The organism is Streptomyces sp. NPDC050548 (genome assembly GCF_044457385.1).
Taxonomy (GTDB): Bacteria; Actinomycetota; Actinomycetes; order Streptomycetales; family Streptomycetaceae; genus Streptomyces.
On the sequence record NZ_JBITGV010000010.1, the window covers coordinates 261,052 to 280,778 of the forward strand.

13 protein-coding genes are annotated in these 19,727 nt (G+C 70.9%); 6 read left to right on the plus strand and 7 right to left on the minus strand.

Features of this window, described 5'->3' with window-relative positions:
• Window positions 1-49 precede the first annotated feature (49 nt).
• The 5 genes from ACIBJH_RS27520 to ACIBJH_RS27540 all read right to left on the minus strand — a co-directional run bounded on the left by ACIBJH_RS27520 (window position 50) and on the right by ACIBJH_RS27540 (window position 12,037).
• Window positions 50-1,495 (minus strand): glyceraldehyde-3-phosphate dehydrogenase, encoded by a 1,446-nt coding sequence (locus ACIBJH_RS27520; protein WP_399119547.1) that lies wholly within the window; start codon window positions 1,493-1,495, stop codon window positions 50-52.
• 147 nt (window positions 1,496-1,642) lie between these two features.
• Entirely contained in the window at window positions 1,643-1,957 is a 315-nt protein-coding gene (locus ACIBJH_RS27525; protein ID WP_399119548.1) for an SCO5918 family protein, read from the minus strand.
• A 62-nt stretch (window positions 1,958-2,019) separates the two neighbouring features.
• On the minus strand, window positions 2,020-3,594 hold the full coding sequence (locus tag ACIBJH_RS27530) for a DEAD/DEAH box helicase (protein ID WP_399119549.1): 1,575 nt from the start codon (window positions 3,592-3,594) through the stop codon (window positions 2,020-2,022).
• A gap of 180 nt (window positions 3,595-3,774) precedes the next feature.
• Window positions 3,775-3,978, minus strand: a complete 204-nt coding sequence (locus tag ACIBJH_RS27535; RefSeq protein ID WP_019056860.1) for a cold-shock protein — start codon at window positions 3,976-3,978, stop codon at window positions 3,775-3,777.
• 253 nt (window positions 3,979-4,231) lie between these two features.
• A complete protein-coding gene (locus ACIBJH_RS27540; RefSeq protein WP_399119550.1) occupies window positions 4,232-12,037 on the minus strand; it encodes an SDR family NAD(P)-dependent oxidoreductase in 7,806 nt (2,601 codons plus the stop codon).
• 82 nt (window positions 12,038-12,119) lie between these two features.
• On the opposite strand from ACIBJH_RS27540, the gene ACIBJH_RS27545 reads away from it, so the two are divergent.
• Window positions 12,120-12,557, plus strand: coding sequence for a hypothetical protein (locus ACIBJH_RS27545; protein WP_399119551.1), 438 nt, complete (start codon window positions 12,120-12,122; stop codon window positions 12,555-12,557).
• Between the two features lie 15 nt (window positions 12,558-12,572).
• On the opposite strand, the gene ACIBJH_RS27550 is transcribed toward ACIBJH_RS27545, so the two are convergent.
• Together ACIBJH_RS27550 and ACIBJH_RS27555 are read right to left on the minus strand one after the other, a co-directional pair.
• On the minus strand, window positions 12,573-13,379 hold the full coding sequence (locus ACIBJH_RS27550; protein WP_399119552.1) for a class II aldolase/adducin family protein: 807 nt from the start codon (window positions 13,377-13,379) through the stop codon (window positions 12,573-12,575).
• Between the two features lie 119 nt (window positions 13,380-13,498).
• Window positions 13,499-13,948, minus strand: a complete 450-nt coding sequence (locus tag ACIBJH_RS27555) for an Lrp/AsnC family transcriptional regulator (RefSeq protein ID WP_019070147.1) — start codon at window positions 13,946-13,948, stop codon at window positions 13,499-13,501.
• Window positions 13,949-14,128: 180 nt separating this feature from the next.
• Between ACIBJH_RS27555 and ACIBJH_RS27560 the strand changes: the two genes are divergently transcribed.
• From ACIBJH_RS27560 to ACIBJH_RS27580, 5 genes are all read left to right on the plus strand, one after another.
• On the plus strand, window positions 14,129-15,274 hold the full coding sequence (locus tag ACIBJH_RS27560) for an acyl-CoA dehydrogenase family protein (RefSeq protein ID WP_399119553.1): 1,146 nt from the start codon (window positions 14,129-14,131) through the stop codon (window positions 15,272-15,274).
• A gap of 54 nt (window positions 15,275-15,328) precedes the next feature.
• Window positions 15,329-16,090: an SDR family NAD(P)-dependent oxidoreductase gene (locus ACIBJH_RS27565; protein ID WP_399119554.1), complete on the plus strand. Its 762-nt coding sequence runs from the start codon at window positions 15,329-15,331 to the stop codon at window positions 16,088-16,090.
• Window positions 16,091-16,153: 63 nt separating this feature from the next.
• Window positions 16,154-17,290 (plus strand): thiamine pyrophosphate-dependent dehydrogenase E1 component subunit alpha, encoded by a 1,137-nt coding sequence (locus tag ACIBJH_RS27570; protein ID WP_399119555.1) that lies wholly within the window; start codon window positions 16,154-16,156, stop codon window positions 17,288-17,290.
• A gap of 8 nt (window positions 17,291-17,298) precedes the next feature.
• Window positions 17,299-18,255, plus strand: coding sequence for an alpha-ketoacid dehydrogenase subunit beta (locus tag ACIBJH_RS27575; protein ID WP_399119645.1), 957 nt, complete (start codon window positions 17,299-17,301; stop codon window positions 18,253-18,255).
• 13 nt (window positions 18,256-18,268) lie between these two features.
• Window positions 18,269-19,606, plus strand: coding sequence for a dihydrolipoamide acetyltransferase family protein (locus ACIBJH_RS27580; RefSeq protein ID WP_399119556.1), 1,338 nt, complete (start codon window positions 18,269-18,271; stop codon window positions 19,604-19,606).
• Window positions 19,607-19,727 lie beyond the last annotated feature (121 nt).

Here is a 19,727-nt window from a genome sequence, read left to right on the forward strand (position 1 = left end):
GCCCTCACCTGGGCGGCCGGGCCGTCGTACGTTCAGCGTGTTCCGGCGGTCAGACGGCGGGTGCCGGGTACGTCGGGTACTCGACCCCGGAGACGTGCTGGACGACCCGGACGACCTGACAGGAGTAGCCGAACTCGTTGTCGTACCAGAGGTAGAGGATCGCGTTGTCGCCGTCGACCTTGGTGGCGCCCGCGTCGATGATCGATGCATGCCGGGAGCCCATGAAGTCGCTCGACACCGCGTCGGGGGCGGTGGTGAAGTCGATCTGCCGTTTCAGCGGGGACGTCAGCGAGACGTCGCGGAGGTGGTCGAGGACCTCGGCGCGGGTGGTCTCGCGGCCGAGCCGCAGGCTGAGGATCGCGATCGAGACGTCCGGCACCGGGACCCGGATCGAGCTGCCGGTGATGGGCGCCTTGAGGTCCGGCAGCGCCTTGGCGACCGCGGACGCGGCACCGGTCTCGGTGATCACCATGTTGAGCGGCGCCGAACGGCCGCGCCGGTCGGCCTTGTGGTAATTGTCCAGCAGGTTCTGGTCGTTGGTGAACGAGTGGACCGTCTCCACATGGCCGCGCAGCACACCGTACTCGTCGGCCATCGCCTTCAGCGGCGGCACGATCGCGTTGGTGGTGCAGGACGCGCAGGACAGGATCTGCTCGTCCGGCTTGATGGTGTCGTGGTTGACGCCGTGCACGATGTTGGGGACGTCGCCCTTGCCGGGCGCGGTCAGTACGACCTTGTCGATCCCGGGTCGCAGATGCTGCGAAAGTCCTTCCCGGTCACGCCACTTGCCCGTGTTGTCGATGAGGATGGCGTCCTTGATGCCGTACGCCGTGTAGTCGACCTCGGAGGGGTCGCCCGCGTAGATCACCTTGATCTCGTTGCCGTTGGCGATGATCGTGCTGGTCGCCTCGTCGACGGTGATCGTGCCCTGGAACTGGCCGTGGATCGAGTCGCGGCGCAGCAGCGAGGCGCGCTTCACGATGTCCTGGTCGCCGCCCTGGCGTACGACGATGGCGCGCAGCCGCAGTCCGTTGCCCGAGCCGGCCTTCTCGATGAGCAGGCGGGCGACCAGCCGGCCGATGCGGCCGAAACCGTAGAGGACGACGTCGCGGCCCTCGCGGAACGCGATCTTGTTGCCGCCGGTGGCACCGGCGACGGCTTCGGCGGTGAACTCCTCGGCGGTCAGGCCGCGTTCGTCGGTGCGGTGGGTCGCGGCGAGCATGCCGATGTCGATCTGGGAGGGGCCCAGGTCGAGCGTGGTGAGCGCGCGCAGGTACGGCAGGGTCTCGGTGACGGAGAGTTCCTCGCCGTCGATCTGGCGGGCGAACCGGTGGGTCTTGAGGATGCTGACCACCGACTTGTTGACCAGGGAGCGGCTGTGCAGCAGGACCGTGACGTCCTGCTCGCGGTGCAGCTTCCCGATCATCGGGATCATCGACTCCGCGATCTCCTCACGGTGCTTCCAGTTGGTGAACGAGTCCTCGTTGACAGACACAGGTTTCTCTTTCGAGCTAGGCGGCGCTCATATGCTAACCCGCTGTTCATCTGCTCGTTCCGAGGGGTCCCTCCTGGGCCGCCGAACGCCGTGAGGGCCCTGCCGACGCGCGTCGGCAGGGCCCTCACGGTGGTACTGGTGTCTCTCCTACGCGTCCTGGGGCGTGCCGCTGCCCAGCAGCGCCGACGCGTTCTCCATCGGAGTGAGGACGTGCACGGGTACCGCCTCCGGCAGGCCGTGGCAGGTGAAGCCGAGCCGGGTCATGGCCCGGATGACCTCGCCGCTGTTGAAGTCGCGCGGGTCCTGCCGGGTGATGACCTGCCCCACCTGCTTGACGGGGTAGCGGCGCCGCCCGATGGTCACGGACTCACCCGTGACCAGTTCGGGCTTGATGCCCTTCATCGTCTCCAGGACTCCCAGCTTGGTGAGATCGAAGGGATACCGGGCGATGACACAACGCATGTTGCCTCACAGAGAGAAGGGGAAACCGTCCGAACAGGCCCACAAAGAGGCCGAGTTGATCCTCAGGCCGCGGGGCCGAAGGACGACCGTCGCTGACCCCTGCCGCTTCCGCCGGAGCCACCGGTGCCGCCGCCACCGCGCCGGGCGGCGCCGCCGCCGGTCCGGCCCTCGCCGGCGGGACGGCCACGACGGCCGCGCGAGGACGAGGAGGAAGGGCTGCGCCGGGTGCGCTCGCGCTGCTCCACGACCGGAGCGGTGATGACGACCGGGACGCCGGAGGGGGCCTGAGCGCCGGTGATCCGGGTCAGCTCCTCCTCGCCCGACCGTACCGAGGTGACCTCGGCGGTCACGCCGGCCATGGTCATCAGGCGGGTGAAGTCACGGCGCTGGTCGGGGGTGACCAACGTGACGACACTGCCGGACTCGCCCGCACGGGCCGTACGGCCGCCGCGGTGCAGATAGTCCTTGGGGTCGGTGGGCGGGTCGACATTGACGACCAGGTCGAGGTTGTCGACGTGGATGCCGCGGGCCGCGACGTTGGTCGCCACCAGCGCCGTCACATGCCCGTCCTTGAACTGGGCGAGGGTGCGGGTGCGCTGCGGCTGGGACTTGCCGCCGTGCAGACCGGCCGCCCGGACGCCGTTGCTCAGCAGGTGCTTGACCAGCCGGTCCACCGCGTGCTTGGTGTCCAGGAACATGATGACCCGGCCGTCGCGCGCCGCGATCTCGGTGGTCGCCCGCTGCTTGTCCGTGCCGTGGACGTGCAGGACGTGGTGCTCCATCGTCGTGACCGCGCCGGCGGAGGGGTCGACGGAGTGGACGACGGGGTCGGTCAGGTAGCGGCGGACCAGGAGGTCCACGTTGCGGTCCAGGGTGGCCGAGAACAGCATCCGCTGGCCGCCCGTCTGCACCTGGTCCAGCAGACCGGTGACCTGGGGCATGAAGCCCATGTCGGCCATCTGGTCGGCCTCGTCGAGGACGGTGATGGTGACGTTGTCGAGGCGGCAGTCGCCGCGGTCGATCAGGTCCTTGAGGCGTCCCGGAGTCGCGACCACGACCTCTGCGCCACCGCGCAGCGCCCCGGCCTGGCGGCCGATCGACATACCGCCGACGACGGTGGTCATCCGCACGCTGACGGCGCGGGCGTACGGGGTGAGCGCGTCGGTGACCTGCTGGGCCAGTTCGCGGGTCGGGACGAGGACGAGCGCGAGCGGCTGACGCGGCTCGGCACGGCGGCCCGCCGTACGGGCCAGCATCGCGAGGCCGAAGGCGAGGGTCTTGCCGGAGCCGGTACGGCCGCGGCCGAGAACGTCGCGCCCGGCAAGGGAGTTGGGGAGGGTCGTCGCCTGGATCGGGAACGGGACGGTGACGCCCTCGTGGCCGAGCGCGGCCAACAGCTTGGCGGGCATGTCGAGTTCGGCGAACGACTCCACGGCGGGCAGGCCGGGGGTCACGGTCTTCGGCAGCGCGAACTCGCCCTGCAGCGCGGCCGGTCGGCCGCCGCCGCCCTTGGAGCGGCGCGGAGCACTGGAGCGATTGCCGGACGGGGCCGCCGAACGGTAGCCGCCGCTCTTTCCGGATTCCGGATTTCCACTGCGCTTTCGCGAGAAGCGGTCATTCGTACGTGCGCGGTTCAAAATGTGGAACCTTCCTTGATATGGCACGTATCAAGGAATTCCCGCGGTGAATGAACGGCGCAGAGAATCGCAAGAACGAGCCGGTGGCTTCGGCGGAATATCGCCGAAAGCTTGGGAAATGCAGCGAGCTGGGGCCCGCACCCCAAGGTGCGGGCCCCAGCTGCGAAGTTAACGTCGGTGTTACGCAGGGACGATGTTCTCGGCCGTCGGGCCCTTCTGGCCCTGCGCGATGTCGAAGGTCACCTTCTGACCCTCCTGCAGCTCGCGGAAGCCCTGGGCGGCGATGTTCGAGTAGTGGGCGAAGACGTCAGCGCCGCCACCGTCCTGCTCGATGAAGCCGAAACCCTTTTCCGCGTTGAACCACTTCACTGTGCCACTGGCCATTTTGTTCTCCTTCGGGGCGGTCAGCGGAGTCCGCACTGTGCGGGCTCCGTGTCGCCGTGATGATCACCCCGCCGGAAGAAAAACCGGACACACAAAAAAATGCTCCACCGCCTCGGAGGGCGGTGCGGGCATCTGAAGGGTTTGGCAACCACAACTGCAACTGAGATCAATAGTAGCACGGCGCGATCGGGAGTGTGCGGCCGTGAATTCCGTTTCTCATGCCGCGAACACAGATATTCGATCTCCCGTCGGGCTATGCGAGGCCGTCGATCCAGTCGCGGACGGCCTCGGCCGTGGTCGGCGCGTCCTCTTCGAGCACGCTGAGATGAGTGCCGGGGGCGTCCGCCGTGTCCCGCGCGCCGGGCCAGGACGACCGCCACTCCGACGGCATGTCCGCCAGCGGTGCGGAGGCCCGGACCAACAGGCTTGGCACCTGCGTGAGTTCGGGCTGCCAGCCACGGAACATCCGCGTGTACGCACCCAACGACAGCAGCGCCAGATCGTCCACCAGGGTGTCGAATTTCTCGCCGGCCGCCAGCGGAATCCGCGCGGGCAGGGACAACAGCCACGGCTCGGCCTCCCGGTCCGGGGTGATGTGGTACGAGTCGATCAGGACGAGCCCGGCCGGGGGAGCGCCGAGGTCCGCCAGGTGCGTGGTGAGCGCGTGGGCGGCCGATCCCCCCATGGAATGGCCGACCACTACATAGGGGCGATCGCCGAGCTGGTGCCGCACGGTCGCGGCGTGCGACGCGGTCAGCGTCTCCAGATCCCGTGGCACCGCGTCCCCGTGATCGATCCCGGAGTGCCGCACCTCGAACACGTCCCGCTCGCCCTCGAAGCAGGCGGCGAGCCCGGCGTACCAGGGACGGCCCAGGTTGGAGGCGAAGCCGGGAACACAGACCAGGGCCGGCCCCCGGGCGCCCGCGGCCAGCCGCAACGGCGGCAGCGCGTGCCGGGCGGCCTCCTCCGGGCCGAAGGTGGTCGCGCCGATGGACGCGGTCACCAGCAGATGCATGGCCGATACGACGTCGCCGGTCTCGCACACCTGCCGGTACAGGGCGGGCAGCGACTGCCCGGCTCCGCGTCCGCGTCCCCCGGACCGCACCGGTGCCGGGACGCTCGCGGCGGCGGTCTCGTCGGGCAGTGCGCCGCGCAGCTCGCCGTACAGGTGCTCGGCGAGCTGTTCGGTGTCCGGCCAGTCGTAGGCCACGGTGACGGCAAGTGGTGTCCCGGTCAGCAGGCTCAGCCGGTTGCAGAGCATGACCCGCATCAGGGAGTCGAGACCCAGTTCGGCGAAGTCCCGGTCCACGGCGTCGACTTCCGTGTGACCGAGCACGGCGGCGACCTCGGTGCGGATGAGCGACCGCAGGGCGGGCAAACGCTCGGGCGGGGCCAGGGCGGCGAGTTGGTTCCGCCAGGATCCGGCGCCGTCGTCCGTCACTCCGCCGCCACCCGCGCTCGCTGCGGCGGCCGTGGGCCGGCCCGTACGCAGCAGCCCGCGCAGCGGTGGCGGAACGGCCGTCCCGGCCGGGAGCGCCTTGGGTGAGCGGTCCAACGGCAGTGGCGCGAGGACGGGTTCGGTGCTGCCGAGCGCGGCGTCGAAGAGTGCGAACGCCTGCTCCGGAGAGACCGCGCGCACCGGACCGCCGTGCACCCGGCCGCTGCGGGCCGCCATGCCCTCCTGGTCCGCCCACGCGCCCCAGACCAACGACAGCGCGGGCAGGCCCAGTTCGGAGCGATGGCGCGCGAGCGCGTCCAGGAAGGAGTTCGCCGCCGCGTAGTTGGCCTGCCCCGGATTGCCCAGCAGCCCCGCCGCCGACGAGAACAGCACGAACCGGGCCAGCGGCAGGTCCTTCGTCGACTCGTGCAACTGCCAGGCCGCGTCGGCCTTCGGCCGCAGCACCGCCGCCAGGCGCTCAGGTGTCATCGACGCCAGCACACCGTCGTCCAGCACCCCGGCCGCGTGCACTACGGCGGTCAGGTCCGGCCCGAACGCCTTCAGTACGGCGGCGAGTTGGTCCCGCTCGGTGATGTCGCAGGCCACCAGATCCACCTGCGCGCCCGCCCGATGTAGATCGTCACGCAACTCCCGTGCTCCCGGCGCCTGTTCACCGCGCCGACTGAGGAGGACGAGCCGCCGCACGCCGTGCCGGTCGACAAGATGCCGGGCCAGCATCGCGCCCAGGGACCCGGTGCCGCCGGTGATCAGGACGGTGCCCCCGGCGAGCGAGCCCGCGTCCTCGGAAGGGGGCGCCGCAGCCAGCCGGGGCACGCGCAAGGCGCCCTCGCATACGGCGAGTTGAGGTTCACCCGTAGCGAGCGCGGCGGGCAGCTGTCGTAGCGACTCGGGGTGGCCGTCCACGTCCACGAGGGTGAGGCGTCCGGGGTACTCGGCCTGCGCGGTTCGGAGCAGGCCCCAGACCGTGGCGGCGGGCAGGTCGGGCGAAGGGTCGGCGGCGCCGCGCGTGACCACGGCCAGGCGCCCGGAACCGGCGAGGTGCGTTTGCAGCAACTGCATTGCCCGCACCGTGAGTTGATGCGCCCCGGCGACCGGGTCCTTGCTGTCGGGAGCGGCCAGGGAGGCGACGGTGGTCTCCGGTGTCTCCTCATTGTCGGCGGAGGCGAGGAACGCGGCCAGGCCGAGGTCGTCCGTCTCCGACACCGCCACGGCGGGCACTTCACCGACAGCGGGCACGTCCGTCCAACGCAGCCGGTACAGCTCTCCGGCCGGGGCAGGACCGATCTCCGGTGCCGGTCGGGTCGTCATCGACTCCAGGCGGGCCACGGGCGCGCCGGTGAGGGTCGCGAGATCGAGGGTGATCGCGTCCGGGCCGGGCCGCGTCATACGGACTCGCAGTGCCGTCGCGCCCGTGGCGTGCACGGTCAGGCCCCGCCAGGCGAACGGCAGCCGGGCAGGACCGGTGGGCGGTTCGGCGAGCAGACCCGGGTGCAGGGCTGCGTCCAGCAGCGCCGGGTGGAGGACATGGCGCCGGGCGTCCGCGACCGGCAACGGGCCGACCTCGGCGAACAGTTCCTCGCCGCGCCGCCACAACGCGGTGACCCCCTGGAACGCCGGACCGTACGCCAACCCTGCCGCGGCCACCCGGTCGTAGGCCTCGGACAGGTCCACCCGCGTGGCACCTGTCGGCGGCCACACGGTGAGCGCGACCGCGTCGCCCAGGACGCCCGGCACGGTCGGGCCGAGCCGACCGGTCGCCTGCTGTGTCCAGGCACCGAGCGCCCCGGATTCCTCGGACCGCGCGTACACGTCCGCCGCGCGGCGCCCGGAGTCGTCCGGGTCGCCCAGGACGACCTGGACCTGGACGCCCTCCTCGTCGTCGTCGGGCAGGAACAGCGGGTTCAGCAGGGCGAGTTCCTCCAGTACGGCCAGCCCGCACAGGTCGCCCGCGTGCAGCACGAGGTCGGCGAAGGCCGCGCCCGGTACGAGGGTGTGTCCGCCCACGACGTGGTCCCGCAGCCACGGTTGGGCCGCACCGGACAACCGCCCGCCGCACAGCAGCCGTTCCGTACCCGGCACCGTGACGACCTGAGTCACCAGCGGGTGCCCGGAGCCGGCGCTCCGGTCGCTGCCGGTGTCGGGCAGCCAGTAGCGCTGCCGCTGGAAGGGATAGGCCGGCAGGTAGTCGACCCGCCGGGCACCGCTGTCGGCGTAGACCCGGCGCCAGTCCAACCGCACGCCGTGTACGTGGAGTTGGCCGAGCGCGTCGAACAGCGTCCGCGACTCGGCGCTTCCCCGCCGGGCCGTCGTGGCGAAGAGAAGCTCCTTGCCGGCCCCGGCTGCCAGGGCGGTGAGATGGGCGTCCGGGCCGACCTCGGCGAACGCGGTCACCCGTCCGTCGTGCGCCAGCCAGTGGACGGCGTCCCCGAACCGCACGGCCTCACGGGCGTGCCGCACCCAGTACGCGGCCGACCGCAGCTCCTCCCCGGTGGCCGGAAGCCCGGTCAGGCCCGACAGCACGGGGATGCTGGGCGTGCCGTAGGTCAACTCGCCCGCGATGCGGCCGAATTCGGCGAGCATCGGCTCCATCAGGGGGGAGTGGAAGGCGTGGCTGACCCGTAGTCGGACGGTACGGCGGCCCCGTACGGCGAAGCGTTCCGCGAGCGCGAGGACCGGCTTCTCCGTGCCGGAGACGACGACCGCGCGCGGGCCGTTCACGGCCGCGATCGCGACCCCCTCGGTCAGCTCGGCCGTCACCTCCGCCTCGGTGGCGTCGAGCGCCACCATGGCGCCGCCCTCCGGCAGTTCCCGCATCAACCTCCCACGGGCCCCGACCAGTTCGACGGCGTCGGCCTCGGACAGCACGCCCGCGCAGTGCGCCGCCGCCAGCTCGCCGACCGAGTGCCCGGCCAGGAAGTCCGGCCGTACACCCCAGGAAGCGAGCAGCCGGAAGAGGGACACCTCGTAGGTGAACAGGGCGGCTTGGGCGAAGTCCGTGCGGTCCAGCAGGGCGGTTTTGTCCGCGTCCCGGAGCACCGAGCGCAGGGGACGCTCCAGGTGTGCGTCGAAGCGTGTGCACAGGGCGTCGAAGGCGGTCGCGAACACGGGGAAGGTGTCGTACAACTCCCCTCCCATGCCGGTCCGTTGGGTGCCCTGGCCGGTGAACAGCAGGGCCAGGCGGGCGGCGGAGGCGACGGTGTGCGGGGAAGCGGAATCCGCCAGGGCGTCGAGGGCGGTCAGGGTCGCTGCCCGGTCGTTGGTGGTGACGGCCGCGCGGTGGGGGAGTCCGGACCGGCTCGTGGCGTGGGTGAACGCCGTGTCCAGCAGGGGGAGTTCGGGGTGTTCGCGGAGGAAGGTCGCGGTGCGGGCGGCCTGCGCTCGGAGAGCGGACGGGGTGGCGGCCGAGAGGAGCAACGGGGGTGTCACCGCGTTGCGCGGGGCTGGTGCAGTGTCTGCTTCCGCCTCTTCCAGGATCACGTGCGCGTTGGTGCCGCCGATGCCGAACGCGGAGACCGCCGCCCGCCTCGGCCGTCCGGGCTCGGGTCGCCACTCCTCGTCCTGGGACAGCAGCCGTACCGTGCCCGACGACCAGTCCACGTGCGGGGAGGGCTCGTCGGCGTGCAGGGTGCGGGGGAGTCGGCCGTGGTGCATCGCCAGCACCGTTTTGATGACACCGCCCACCCCGGCGGCGGCCTGGGTGTGTCCGAGGTTGGACTTCAGCGAGCCCAGCCACAGCGGGCGTTGGGCGGTGCGGTCCCGGCCGTAGGTGGCGAGGAGCGCGTGTGCCTCGATCGGGTCGCCGAGCGCGGTGCCCGTGCCGTGTGCCTCCACGGTGTCGATGTCGGCCGGGGACAGCCCCGCGTCGGCCAGTGCCGCGTGGATCACGAGTTGCTGTGCGGGGCCGTTGGGGGCGGTGAGGCCGTTGGACGCGCCGTCGGAGTTGACGGCCGAGCCGCGCAGCACGGCCAGTACGGGATGGCCGTTGCGGCGCGCGTCCGAGAGCCGCTCCAGCAGGACCAGACCGACACCCTCGCCCCATGCGGTACCGTCGGCCGCCGCCGAGAAGGGCTTGCAGCGGCCGTCCGGAGCCAGCCCACGCAGCCTGCTGAACGCGATGAACGGTCCGGGCGACGACATGACCGTGACCCCGCCGGCCAGCGCGAGAGAGCACTCCCCGTCGCGCAGGGACCGTACGGCCGAATGTATCGCGACCAGCGACGACGAGCACGCCGTGTCCACGGTCACGGCGGGGCCGCGCAGCCCCAGCGTGTAGGCGATACGGCCGGAGGCCACACTGCCCGCCGAGCCGAGAGCGAGATGCGCCTCCAACTCGTGCCCGCCGTGGTGCAGTCGGCTCGCGTAGGTGGCGTGCATGACGCCCACGAACACGCCGGTGTCGCTGTCCCGCAGACCGGCCGGGTCCAGCCCCGCCCGCTCCAGCAGCTCCCAACTCGTCTCCAGGAGCAGCCGTTGCTGAGGGTCCGTGGCCAGGGCCTCGCGGGGTGACATGGCGAAGAAGGCCGCGTCGAAATCGGCCGCGTCGTGCAGGAAACCGCCCCGGCGGGTGACCGACTTGCCGAGGCGGTCGGGGTCCGGGTCGTACAGGTCGGCCACGTGCCAGCCACGGTCGGTGGGGAAGTCGGAGGTCGCGTCCGTGCCGTCGGCGACCAGCCGCCACAGGTCCTCCGGGGACTCCACCCCGCCCGGATAGCGGCAGGCCATGGCGACGACGGCGATGGGCTCCCCGGGGTCGCCCGCGGAAGTGCGCGCGGGCCCCGGGTGACTCTCACCGTGCAACGCGTCGCGCACCAGGTCCGCCACGGCCGCGGGCGTGGGATGGTCGAACACCAGCGTCGCGGGCAGCGCGAGACCGGTCGCCGTGCCCAGCCGGTCGCGCAGCAGGACAGCGCCGAGCGAGGTCAACCCCTGTGCGCTGAACGGTACTTCGGGGTCAAGTTCAGGAACGGGGACGTCGAGGGTCCGTGCCGTCACGTCGAGGACCAGGTCGAGCACGGCGTCGGACGCGGCGGCGAGCCGCTCGCGCAGCGCGGCCGAGGCGGCCGTACGTTCCGCGGCGAGGCGCTGCGGCAACTCCTCGACGAGCACCGCGCGGGCGATCTTCCCGGACGCGGTACGGGGAAGGGACGCGGTCGGATAGATCTCGTCCGGCACCTTGAACCCGGACAGCCGCTCCCGGCAGGCGGCGAGCGCCCGCTCCGTGTCGACGCCGTCCGGGCCGGGCACGACGAACGCCACCGGCACCTCGCCCAGCACATCGTGGCGCCGGCCGACGACCGCGGCGTCGACGATGTCGGGGCGGGCCAGCAACACCCGTTCCACCTCGGGCGGGTTGATGTTCACACCGCCCCGGATGATGAGTTCCTTGACCCTGCCGGTGACATGGAGGTGGCCGTGTGTGTCGCGCCGACCGAGGTCCCCGGTGCGGTACCAGCCGTCGGTGAACGCCTCCGCGGTCGCTTCCGGACGGTTGTGATAGCCCGCCATCAGACCGGGGCCGCGCACCCAGATCTCGCCCTCGTCCCCGTCGCCGGCCTCGGCACCGGTGGACGGGTCGGTGATGCGGACGTCCAGCACCAGCAGCGGGAATCCGCGCGAGGGGTCGTCGCGGGGGCTGTCCAGCCGCTCGATCGCGATCTTCCCGCAGGTCTCCGTGGAGCCGTATCCGTCGAGCAGGGGAGCGTCCAGGGTCTTTTCGACCTCGGCCCTCAACTCCGGCGAGCAGGGCGCCCCGCCGCTGACACACACCCGTAGCGAGGCGGGGACCGGGCGTGCCGTCTCGCGCAGTGACTCCAGCAGGAGACGGTAGGTGGCGGGCACTCCGCCCAGGACGGTGAACGGCTCGGCGGCGAGCGCCTCGGCGAGGTTCGCACCCGGCCCGAGGACACGCGCCGTCGCACCGACCGAGACGACACCCAGCAGGCACACGGAGTGGCCGAGGGCGTGGAACATCGGCAACGGCCAGAGCAGCAGGTCCTGTTGCTCCAGCCCGTACGCCGGTACGTAGGCCTTCGTCACGGACCACAGCGCGGAACGCTGCGTGGAGACCACGCCCTTGCTCTGCCCGGTGGTGCCCGACGTGTAGTGGATCCAGGCCGGCTCGTCGAGCCCGAGGTCGTCACGGGCGGCCGTACCGGAATCCGTCCCGGCCAGGTCCTTGAAGTCGAGGGTGCCGTTGGGGAGTTCGTCCCGCCCGACGACGATCACCTGTCGTAGGGAGGCCGGTTGGGCGACCGGCTGCTCCGTCACGACCGCGACGGCGCCGCTGTCGTCGAGGAAATACGCCAACTCCTCTTCCGACGCGGCGGAGTTGAGGAGTACACCGATCGCTCCGGCGCGCAACACGCCGAGCCAGGCCTCGACCAGCTCCACCCGGTTGCCCAGATGGATCGCGACCCGGTCCCCACGCCCCACCCCGAGCCGCACCAGATGGCCCGCCAGCCGGGCGGTGCGCCGCTCCAACTCCCGGTAGGTGACGGCGCGTCGGTCATCCAGGTAGGCGGTCTTGTCCCCGATCCGGTCCGAGTGCTCCCGCAGAATGCCGGGCAGCGTGCGCGTCAACTCGTCGCCGGAAACGGCCATTTCCACCCCAATGTTCACCAACCCCGAGTGGCAACCGTACGACAGGCGCCCTCCGGAACCGGGATCGGGCAGGATCTTCGGCATGGCCATGTGCGACTACTTCTCCGCCGCGAGCGACGAGGCCGCCGTCGGTGTCCTCGACACACCGGGCGGACCGGATCCGTCGGTCTTCGACGTCCTGTCCCTGAAGGGCATCGACCCGGTGGTCGTCATGGCGCGGCTCGAAGGCCTCCTTACGGACTGCGCCTACGACCAGGCACGCGCCCGTCCGCGCTCCGGGCAACTGCTCTCGGATCCAGAGGCCGAAGCCGCCTTCGGCATCAGCGTCTCCGACACACTCCGGGACGCGTTGGCCTCGGCGACGGATGGCCAACTGGGCCTGGTGGCAGTGCCGTTCGGGGCCGTGGAGGAGGTGGGTCTGCCGCCCGCCGAGGCGCTGGAACTGCTCCGGCTGCTGTCCGGGCTGGCCCGACGGGCCGTGGCGGAGAACCGGAGGCTGTACTGCCGGTGGGCCCTCTGACCCGACTCGCCGGCCCTACTCCAGTACGTCGGGCTCCTCCTCCACCACGAGGTCGGCCAGGAGATTGAAGTTGTGCCGTGCCATGTTGGCGTTGCTGAACTGCCGGTGCGCCAGGGTCACTTCCTCCTCGGTCATGATCCGGGGCGTTCCGGCGGCGTCGGCGAGCAGCTGCATCTGGCAGGCGCGCTCCATGGTGATGAACCACCACGCGGCCTCCTCGACCGACCGGCCGACGGTCAGCAGGCCGTGGTGCCGGAGAATGGCCGCCCTCCTGTCGCCGAGCCGGACGGCGATCCGCTCGCCCTCGGACTTCTCAAGCACCAGACCCTTGTACTCGTCGAACAGGACATGGTCGTCGTAGAAGGCGCAGGACTCCTGCACGATCGGGTTAAGGGTCTTGTCCAGTGAGGCGAAGGCCCGGCCGTGGATGGTGTGGGCGTGTGCCACCGCCACGACGTCCGGGCGGGCGTGGTGGATGGAGGAGTGGATCCAGAAGGCCGCCTTGTTGGTCCTGCGGTCACCCTCGATCACCCGGCCCTCCTCGTCGATGAGCAGCAGGTCGCTGACGCGGATCTTCGAGAAGTGCACCGCGTACGGGTTCACCCAGAACCGGTCGGGGAACTCGGGGTCCCGTGCGGTGATGTGTCCGGCGATGCCCTCGTCGAAGCCGTAGCGGGCGAAGATCCGGAACGCGGCGGCCAACTGCCGCTTGCGGTATGTACGTTCGGCTTCGATGGTGTCGCGGCTCTCCGCGAGGCGAGGAATGTCGAGTTCCTCGGTGTTGTCGAAATCGATGTCGTTGCTGCCGGTGGTGACGGACATCAGCACGTCCTTTCCGGTGCGAGGTCACGAGGAATTTCTTTCAGGCTGCAACCATCCTCGGTCTGATGTCAACCTCAGAGGCAATTTATGTTGCCTCACTGGCATGATTCCCGGCCTGTTCAGTCACCCCTCCGCCAGGCGCCCAGCACCATGAGCGTCTTGGTGCCGATCACCGCACCGGTGCGCCGAAGCCGGTCGATGACATCCCGCAGGTGCTGTACATCGGTCACCCGGACGCGGACCAGGGCGTCGGGGTCGCCCGCGACGGTGAAGACCTCCTGGGCCTCCGGGACGCTGGTGGCGGCCATGGTGATCGCCTCGACCTTGACGTCGCCGGCGAACCGCAGTTCGACGAAGGCCTCGAAGCCGGCGCCGAGCTTTCCGTGGTCGAGGGTGACCGTGTAGCCCGCGATGACTCCGACCCGCTCCAGCCGGTCGACCCGGCGCTTGACCGCGGACGGGGAGAGGCTGACCCGCTCCGCGATTTCCGTCATCGTCCGGCGGCCGTCCTCGACCAGCAGATCGAGAATCGCGCGGTCGACGCTGTCGATGAGTCCCGTGTCGGTCATGTGCTGTCCTCTCGTGGGCGCCTGTTCTTTGCGGGAAATCCTGATGTGAGTCGAGTTTCTTGCATCGTGTGCAAGATACCTGCAACTTAATTGCCTCGCGCTCCGTCCCGCCGCTCCACTGTCCACACCTGCCAACCGGTCGGCGACCGCCGTTCGAGGGCGTGAGAAAGGGACTCAGCGGTGAAAGTTGAGCGCGAACTACCCTCCAGCGAGGCCCAGGAGCTGCTGGAGCTGACCGTCGACATCGCGGACAAGGAACTCGCCCCGCGTGCCGCGGAGTTCGAGGAGGAGGGCCACTTCCCCCGCGAGGTGTTCCACCTCCTGGGCGAGACGGGACTGCTGACCCTGCCCTTCGCCGAGGAGGCCGGGGGCGGCGGCCAGCCCTACGCCGTCTACCTGCAAGTACTCGAAGAACTGGCCGCCCGCTGGGCCGCCGTCGCGGTCGGTGTCAGCGTCCACACCCTGTCCTGCCACGCCGTCGCGGCCTTCGGCTCCGCGAGCCAGAAGCAGACGCTGCTTCCGTGGCAGCTGAGCGGCACCGCACTCGGCGCGTACTGCCTGTCCGAGGAGCACGCGGGCTCCGACCCCAGCGCCATCCGCGCCCGCGCGGCACACGACGGCGGCGCGTGGGTCGCCCGGGGCACCAAGGCCTGGGTCACCCATGGTGGTCAGGCCGATTTCTACACCGCGTTTCTGCGCACCTCCGACGACCCCCGCAACGGCATCTCCTGCTTCCACGTGGACGCCCGGTCGCCCGGCCTGAGCGCGGGCGCCCCGGAGCGCAAGATGGGGCTGCGCAGCTCGACCACCGCGGTCATGAACTTCGACGACGTGCGGATCCCCGAGGACCGGCTGGTCGGCGAGCCCGGCCAGGGACTGAGGATCGCGCTGTCCGCACTCGACGCGGGACGGCTCGGGATCGCCGCCGTCGCGGTCGGCATCGCGCAGGCGGCCCTCAACCACGCGGTCGAATACGCCCGCGAGCGCCGGACGTTCGGCCACCGCATCATCGAGCACCAGGGTGTGGGATTCCTGCTCGCCGACATGGCCGCACGCACCGAGGCGGCCCGCGCCACCTACCTGGTCGCCGCCCGCCGCAAGGACTCCGGTCAGCCGTTCAGCAGGCAGGCCAGCATTGCCAAACTCATCGCGACCGACACGGCCATGGCCGTCACGACCGACGCCGTCCAGGTCCTCGGCGGTGCCGGATACGTCCGTGAGCACCCGGTGGAGCGCTATATGCGCGAAGCGAAGATCACCCAGATCTTCGAGGGCACCAACCAGATCCAGCGCATGGTCATCAGCCGGCATCTCGACGGCTCCTGAACACCCCACGTTTCCAAAGAACTTGAGCGAACGAACTTGAGAGAGGCGGGCACCGTGGCACCACACGACGCTGTTGCCGTCATCGCGGGCGGCGGCTCCGGACTGGGGCGGGCGACCGCGCACCGGCTGCATCGACAGGGCCGTACGGTCGTGCTGTTGGACCTCCCCGGCGGCCAAGGCCAGGACGCGGCAGCCGCGTTGGGGGAACGCGCCCACTTCGTCCCGGCTGATGTGACCGATCCGGACCAGGTCCGGCAGGCCTTCGCGTACGCGGCCGGGCACGGGCCGGTGCGCGCGGCGGTCAACTGCGCCGGGATCGCGACACCCGGCCGCATCCTGGGCAAGCGGGGAGCACTGCCCGCCGAGGACTTCCGGCGCGTGGTCGAGATCAACCTGCTCGGCACCTTCCACGTACTGTCCGCCGCTGCCGCCGTCATGGCGGGCAACACCCCGGACAACGGCGACCGGGGCGTCATCGTCTGCACCGCGTCGATCGCCGCCTACGACGGACAGATCGGCCAGGCCGCCTATGCGGCGAGCAAGGGCGGAGTGGTCTCCCTGACCCTGGCGGCGGCCCGGGACCTCGCCGACTCGGCCGTCCGCGTCGTCACCGTCGCGCCCGGGCTGTTCGACACCCCGCTGCTGTCGGGACTCCCGGAGAAGGCACGGACGGAACTGGGAGCGGCCGTACCGCATCCGTCCCGGCTCGGCTCACCGGACGAATACGCCTCCCTGGTCGGCCACATCCTCGACAACCCGATGCTGAACGGCGAGGTCATCCGCCTCGACGGCGCCCTGCGCATGCCCCCGCGCTGAATCCCGACCCGACATCGCCCGCGGCCTGCCGCCCGCCGCCCGTCGCCCGGAAAGAGACCACTCATGGCACCCACCGAACCCGCGCCGCCGGAGACACCACCCTTCGACGCGCCCATACAACTCCTCGACCCGTCAGGGAACTTGAGCACGGACGACCGGCTCCCGCTCGACCTGGCGACCGTCGACCTCGCCGCCCTGCACCGCGACATGACGCTCACCCGCAGGCTGGACACGGAGGCCATCGCCCTGCAGCGGCAGGGCGAACTGGGGCTGTGGCCCTCACTGCGCGGCCAGGAGGCCGCACAGGTCGGCGCCGCGCACGCACTGCGCCGCCAGGACATGGTCTGCCCCACCTACCGCGAGCACGGCGTGGCCTGGTGCCGCGGCCTCGACCCGGTCGCACTGCTGGGCCTCTTCCGGGGCACCACACTCGGCGGGTGGGATCCCTACGCCCACCACTTCAACCTGTACACCCTGGTCATCGGGGCGCAGACCCTGCACGCGGTGGGCTACGCCATGGGTCTGCACCGGGACGACAGCACCGGCTCGGGCGACCCCGACCGCGACACGGCCGTCCTCGCGTTCCTCGGCGACGGCGCGCTGAGCGAGGGCGAGACCAATGAGGCGTTCATCTGGGCCGCCGCCCAGAACCTGCCGGTGGTCTTCTTCTGCCAGAACAACCAGTGGGCGATCTCGGCGCCCTACAGCGTGCAGAGCCGCATCCCCGCGGCCCAACGGGCGGCCGGATACGGCTTTCCGGGCATCCGCGTCGACGGCAACGACGTACTGGCCTGCCTCGCCGCCACCCGCCAGGCGCTGGACCAGGCACGCTCGGGCGCCGGCCCGACGTTGATCGAGGCCGTCACCTACCGCGTCAACGCCCACACCACCGCCGACGACGCGACCCGCTACCGGCCCGCCGCCGAGACCGAGGGTTGGGCGGCCCGGGATCCGCTGGAGCGGCTGGAGGCGCATCTGCGGTCCACGGGCGCGGTGACCGACGACCACTTCACCGACCTCGAACAGCGGGAACGCGACCTGGCCGAGCAACTGCGCGCCGGGTGCCGTGAGTTGGCCGAGCCCGACGCGGCCTCCCCCTTCGAGCACACCTACGCGCGGATGCCCGCCGATCTGCGCCAACAGCTGCGCGCGCACCTGGAGTTCGTCTCCACCGGGGCGCAGGACGGAGAGCGGCAGTGAGCGTTTCCATGGTGAAAGCCCTCAACGACGGCCTCCGCCAAGCCCTGACCGACGATCCCAAGGTCCTGCTCATGGGCGAGGACATCGGCCGTCTCGGCGGTGTGTTCCGGGTGACGGACGGCCTGCGGAAGGAGTTCGGCGACCTGCGCGTCGTCGACACGCCACTGGGCGAGGCCGGCATCGTCGGAGCGGCGATCGGACTCGCGATGCGCGGCTACCGGCCTGTCTGCGAGCTCCAGTTCGACGGCTTCGTCTACCCGGCCGCGAACCAGATCATCACCCAGCTCGCCAAACTCCGACACCGCTCGGCGGGCCGTATCTCCCTGCCCGTCGTGATCCGCATCCCCTACGGCGGCGGCATCGGCTCGATCGAGCACCACTCGGAGTCGCCGGAGACGTACTTCGCCCACACGGCCGGGCTGAAGGTCGTCACCTGTTCCACCCCGCACGACGCGTTCCACATGATCCAACAGGCCGTGGCCGAGGAAGACCCCGTGGTCTTCCTCGAACCCAAGCGGCACTACTGGACCAAGGGAGAGATCGACCCCGCCCCGCCCCGGCCCTTGGAGCAGGCGGTGATCCGCCGCGAGGGCACGGACGTGACACTCATCGCCTACGGCCCGACCGTGCCCGTCGCCCTGGAGGCGGCCGAGGCCGCGGCGGAGGAGGGGCGCAGTGTGGAGGTCGTGGACCTGCGCAGTCTCTCGCCCTGGGACATCACGACCGTCCGCGCGTCCGTGCGCCGCACCAGCCGAGCCGTCGTGGTCCACGAGGCCGCCTTCTCCCACGGCTTCGGCGCCGAGGTCGCCGCACGGCTGCAGGACGAGGAGTTCCACTTCCTCGAAGCACCCGTCGTCCGGGTGACCGGCTACGACACCCCCTACCCGCCCAGCCGCCTTGAGTCGGACTGGCTTCCCGGTGTCGACCGGATCCTCAACGCCATTGACCGCAGCCTGAGTTACTAGGAAGGGGCGCACCGTGACGAGCCCGCAGCAGTTCCTGCTCCCCGACGTCGGCGAGGGCCTGACGGAGGCGGAGATCCTGGCCTGGTCGGTCCGGCCCGGCGACACCGTCGAGGTCAACCAGATCATCGTCGAGGTGGAGACGGCCAAGGCCGCCGTGGAACTCCCCTCGCCCTACGCCGGTGTCGTCAGCGCTCTCCACGCGGAGGTGGGGGAGTCCCTGGCGGTCGGCAAACCACTCATCACCGTCGACACCGGCCCACCGGGAGAGGCGGCGGACGGTCCGTCGGACGGTCGTACGACGCAGCAGCCTGAGCCGGAACAGGCGGCGCTGCTGGTCGGATACGGTCCGCAGGGCGCGGGCGCCGGCCGTCGCAGAAGGCGCTCGGCCGCACCGCAGCACGCGACATCGCTGCCCGATGACCGCGTCGAGGCCGGAGCTGCGACCAGCCTCCCGGACCACGTGGTCGCGCGGCCCGCGGCCAAGCCGCCGGTCCGCAAGCTCGCCAAGGATCTCGGGGTCGACCTCACCACCGTCATTCCCACCGGCCCCGGGGGCACCATCACCCGCGAGGACGTGCGCGAGGCCGCCGCGCGTACGACCCCGGAGACCGCGCCCGTCCCGGTCCCCGACGCGGCGCGACCGGCCGAGACCCGCATACCGATCCGAGGCGTACGCAAGCACACGGCCGCCGCCATGGTCGCCTCCGCCTTCACCGCACCGCATGTCACCGAATTCATCACCGTCGACGTCACCGCCACCATGCGGCTTCGTGAACTCGTGTCCGGGCGGCGGGAGTTCCGCGAGCTGCGGGTCACCCCGCTGCTGTTCTTCGCCCGGGCCCTGGTGATCGCGCTGGCCAAGACCCCCGAGGCGAACTCCAGTTGGGACGAGGCGGCGCAGGAGATCGTCCTGAAGCACTACGTCAACCTCGGCGTCGCGGCGGCGACGGACCGCGGGCTGGTCGTGCCGAACATCAAGGGCGCGGACCGGATGTCGTTGCGCGAACTCGCCCAGGCACTGGCCGACTTGACCGCGACCGCCCGGGCCGGCCGCACCTCCCCGCAGGACATGACGGGCGGCACCGTCACGCTCACCAATGTGGGGGTGTTCGGAGTGGACACCGGTACCCCGATCCTCAACCCGGGAGAGGCCGCGATTCTCGCCGTGGGCGCGGTCCGCCGTATGCCCTGGGTCGTCCGGGACGACAACGGTGACGAACGGATCGAGCCCCGGTGGGTGACCCAACTCGCGCTCTCCTTCGACCATCGGCTGATGGACGGCCGACAGGGCTCCGAACTGCTGGCCGGTATCGCGGAGATCCTGCACGAACCGGGGCTGGCGCTGCTGTGACGGCGGTCGCGTCGACTGGAATGGCGGCCTGTGAGGCAACATTATTTGCCTAGGAGGTTGACTTGGGCTCGCTGGGCCGAGACTCTGTGGGAAAGGCCGAGGGGTCTTGGAGTCTCAGGAG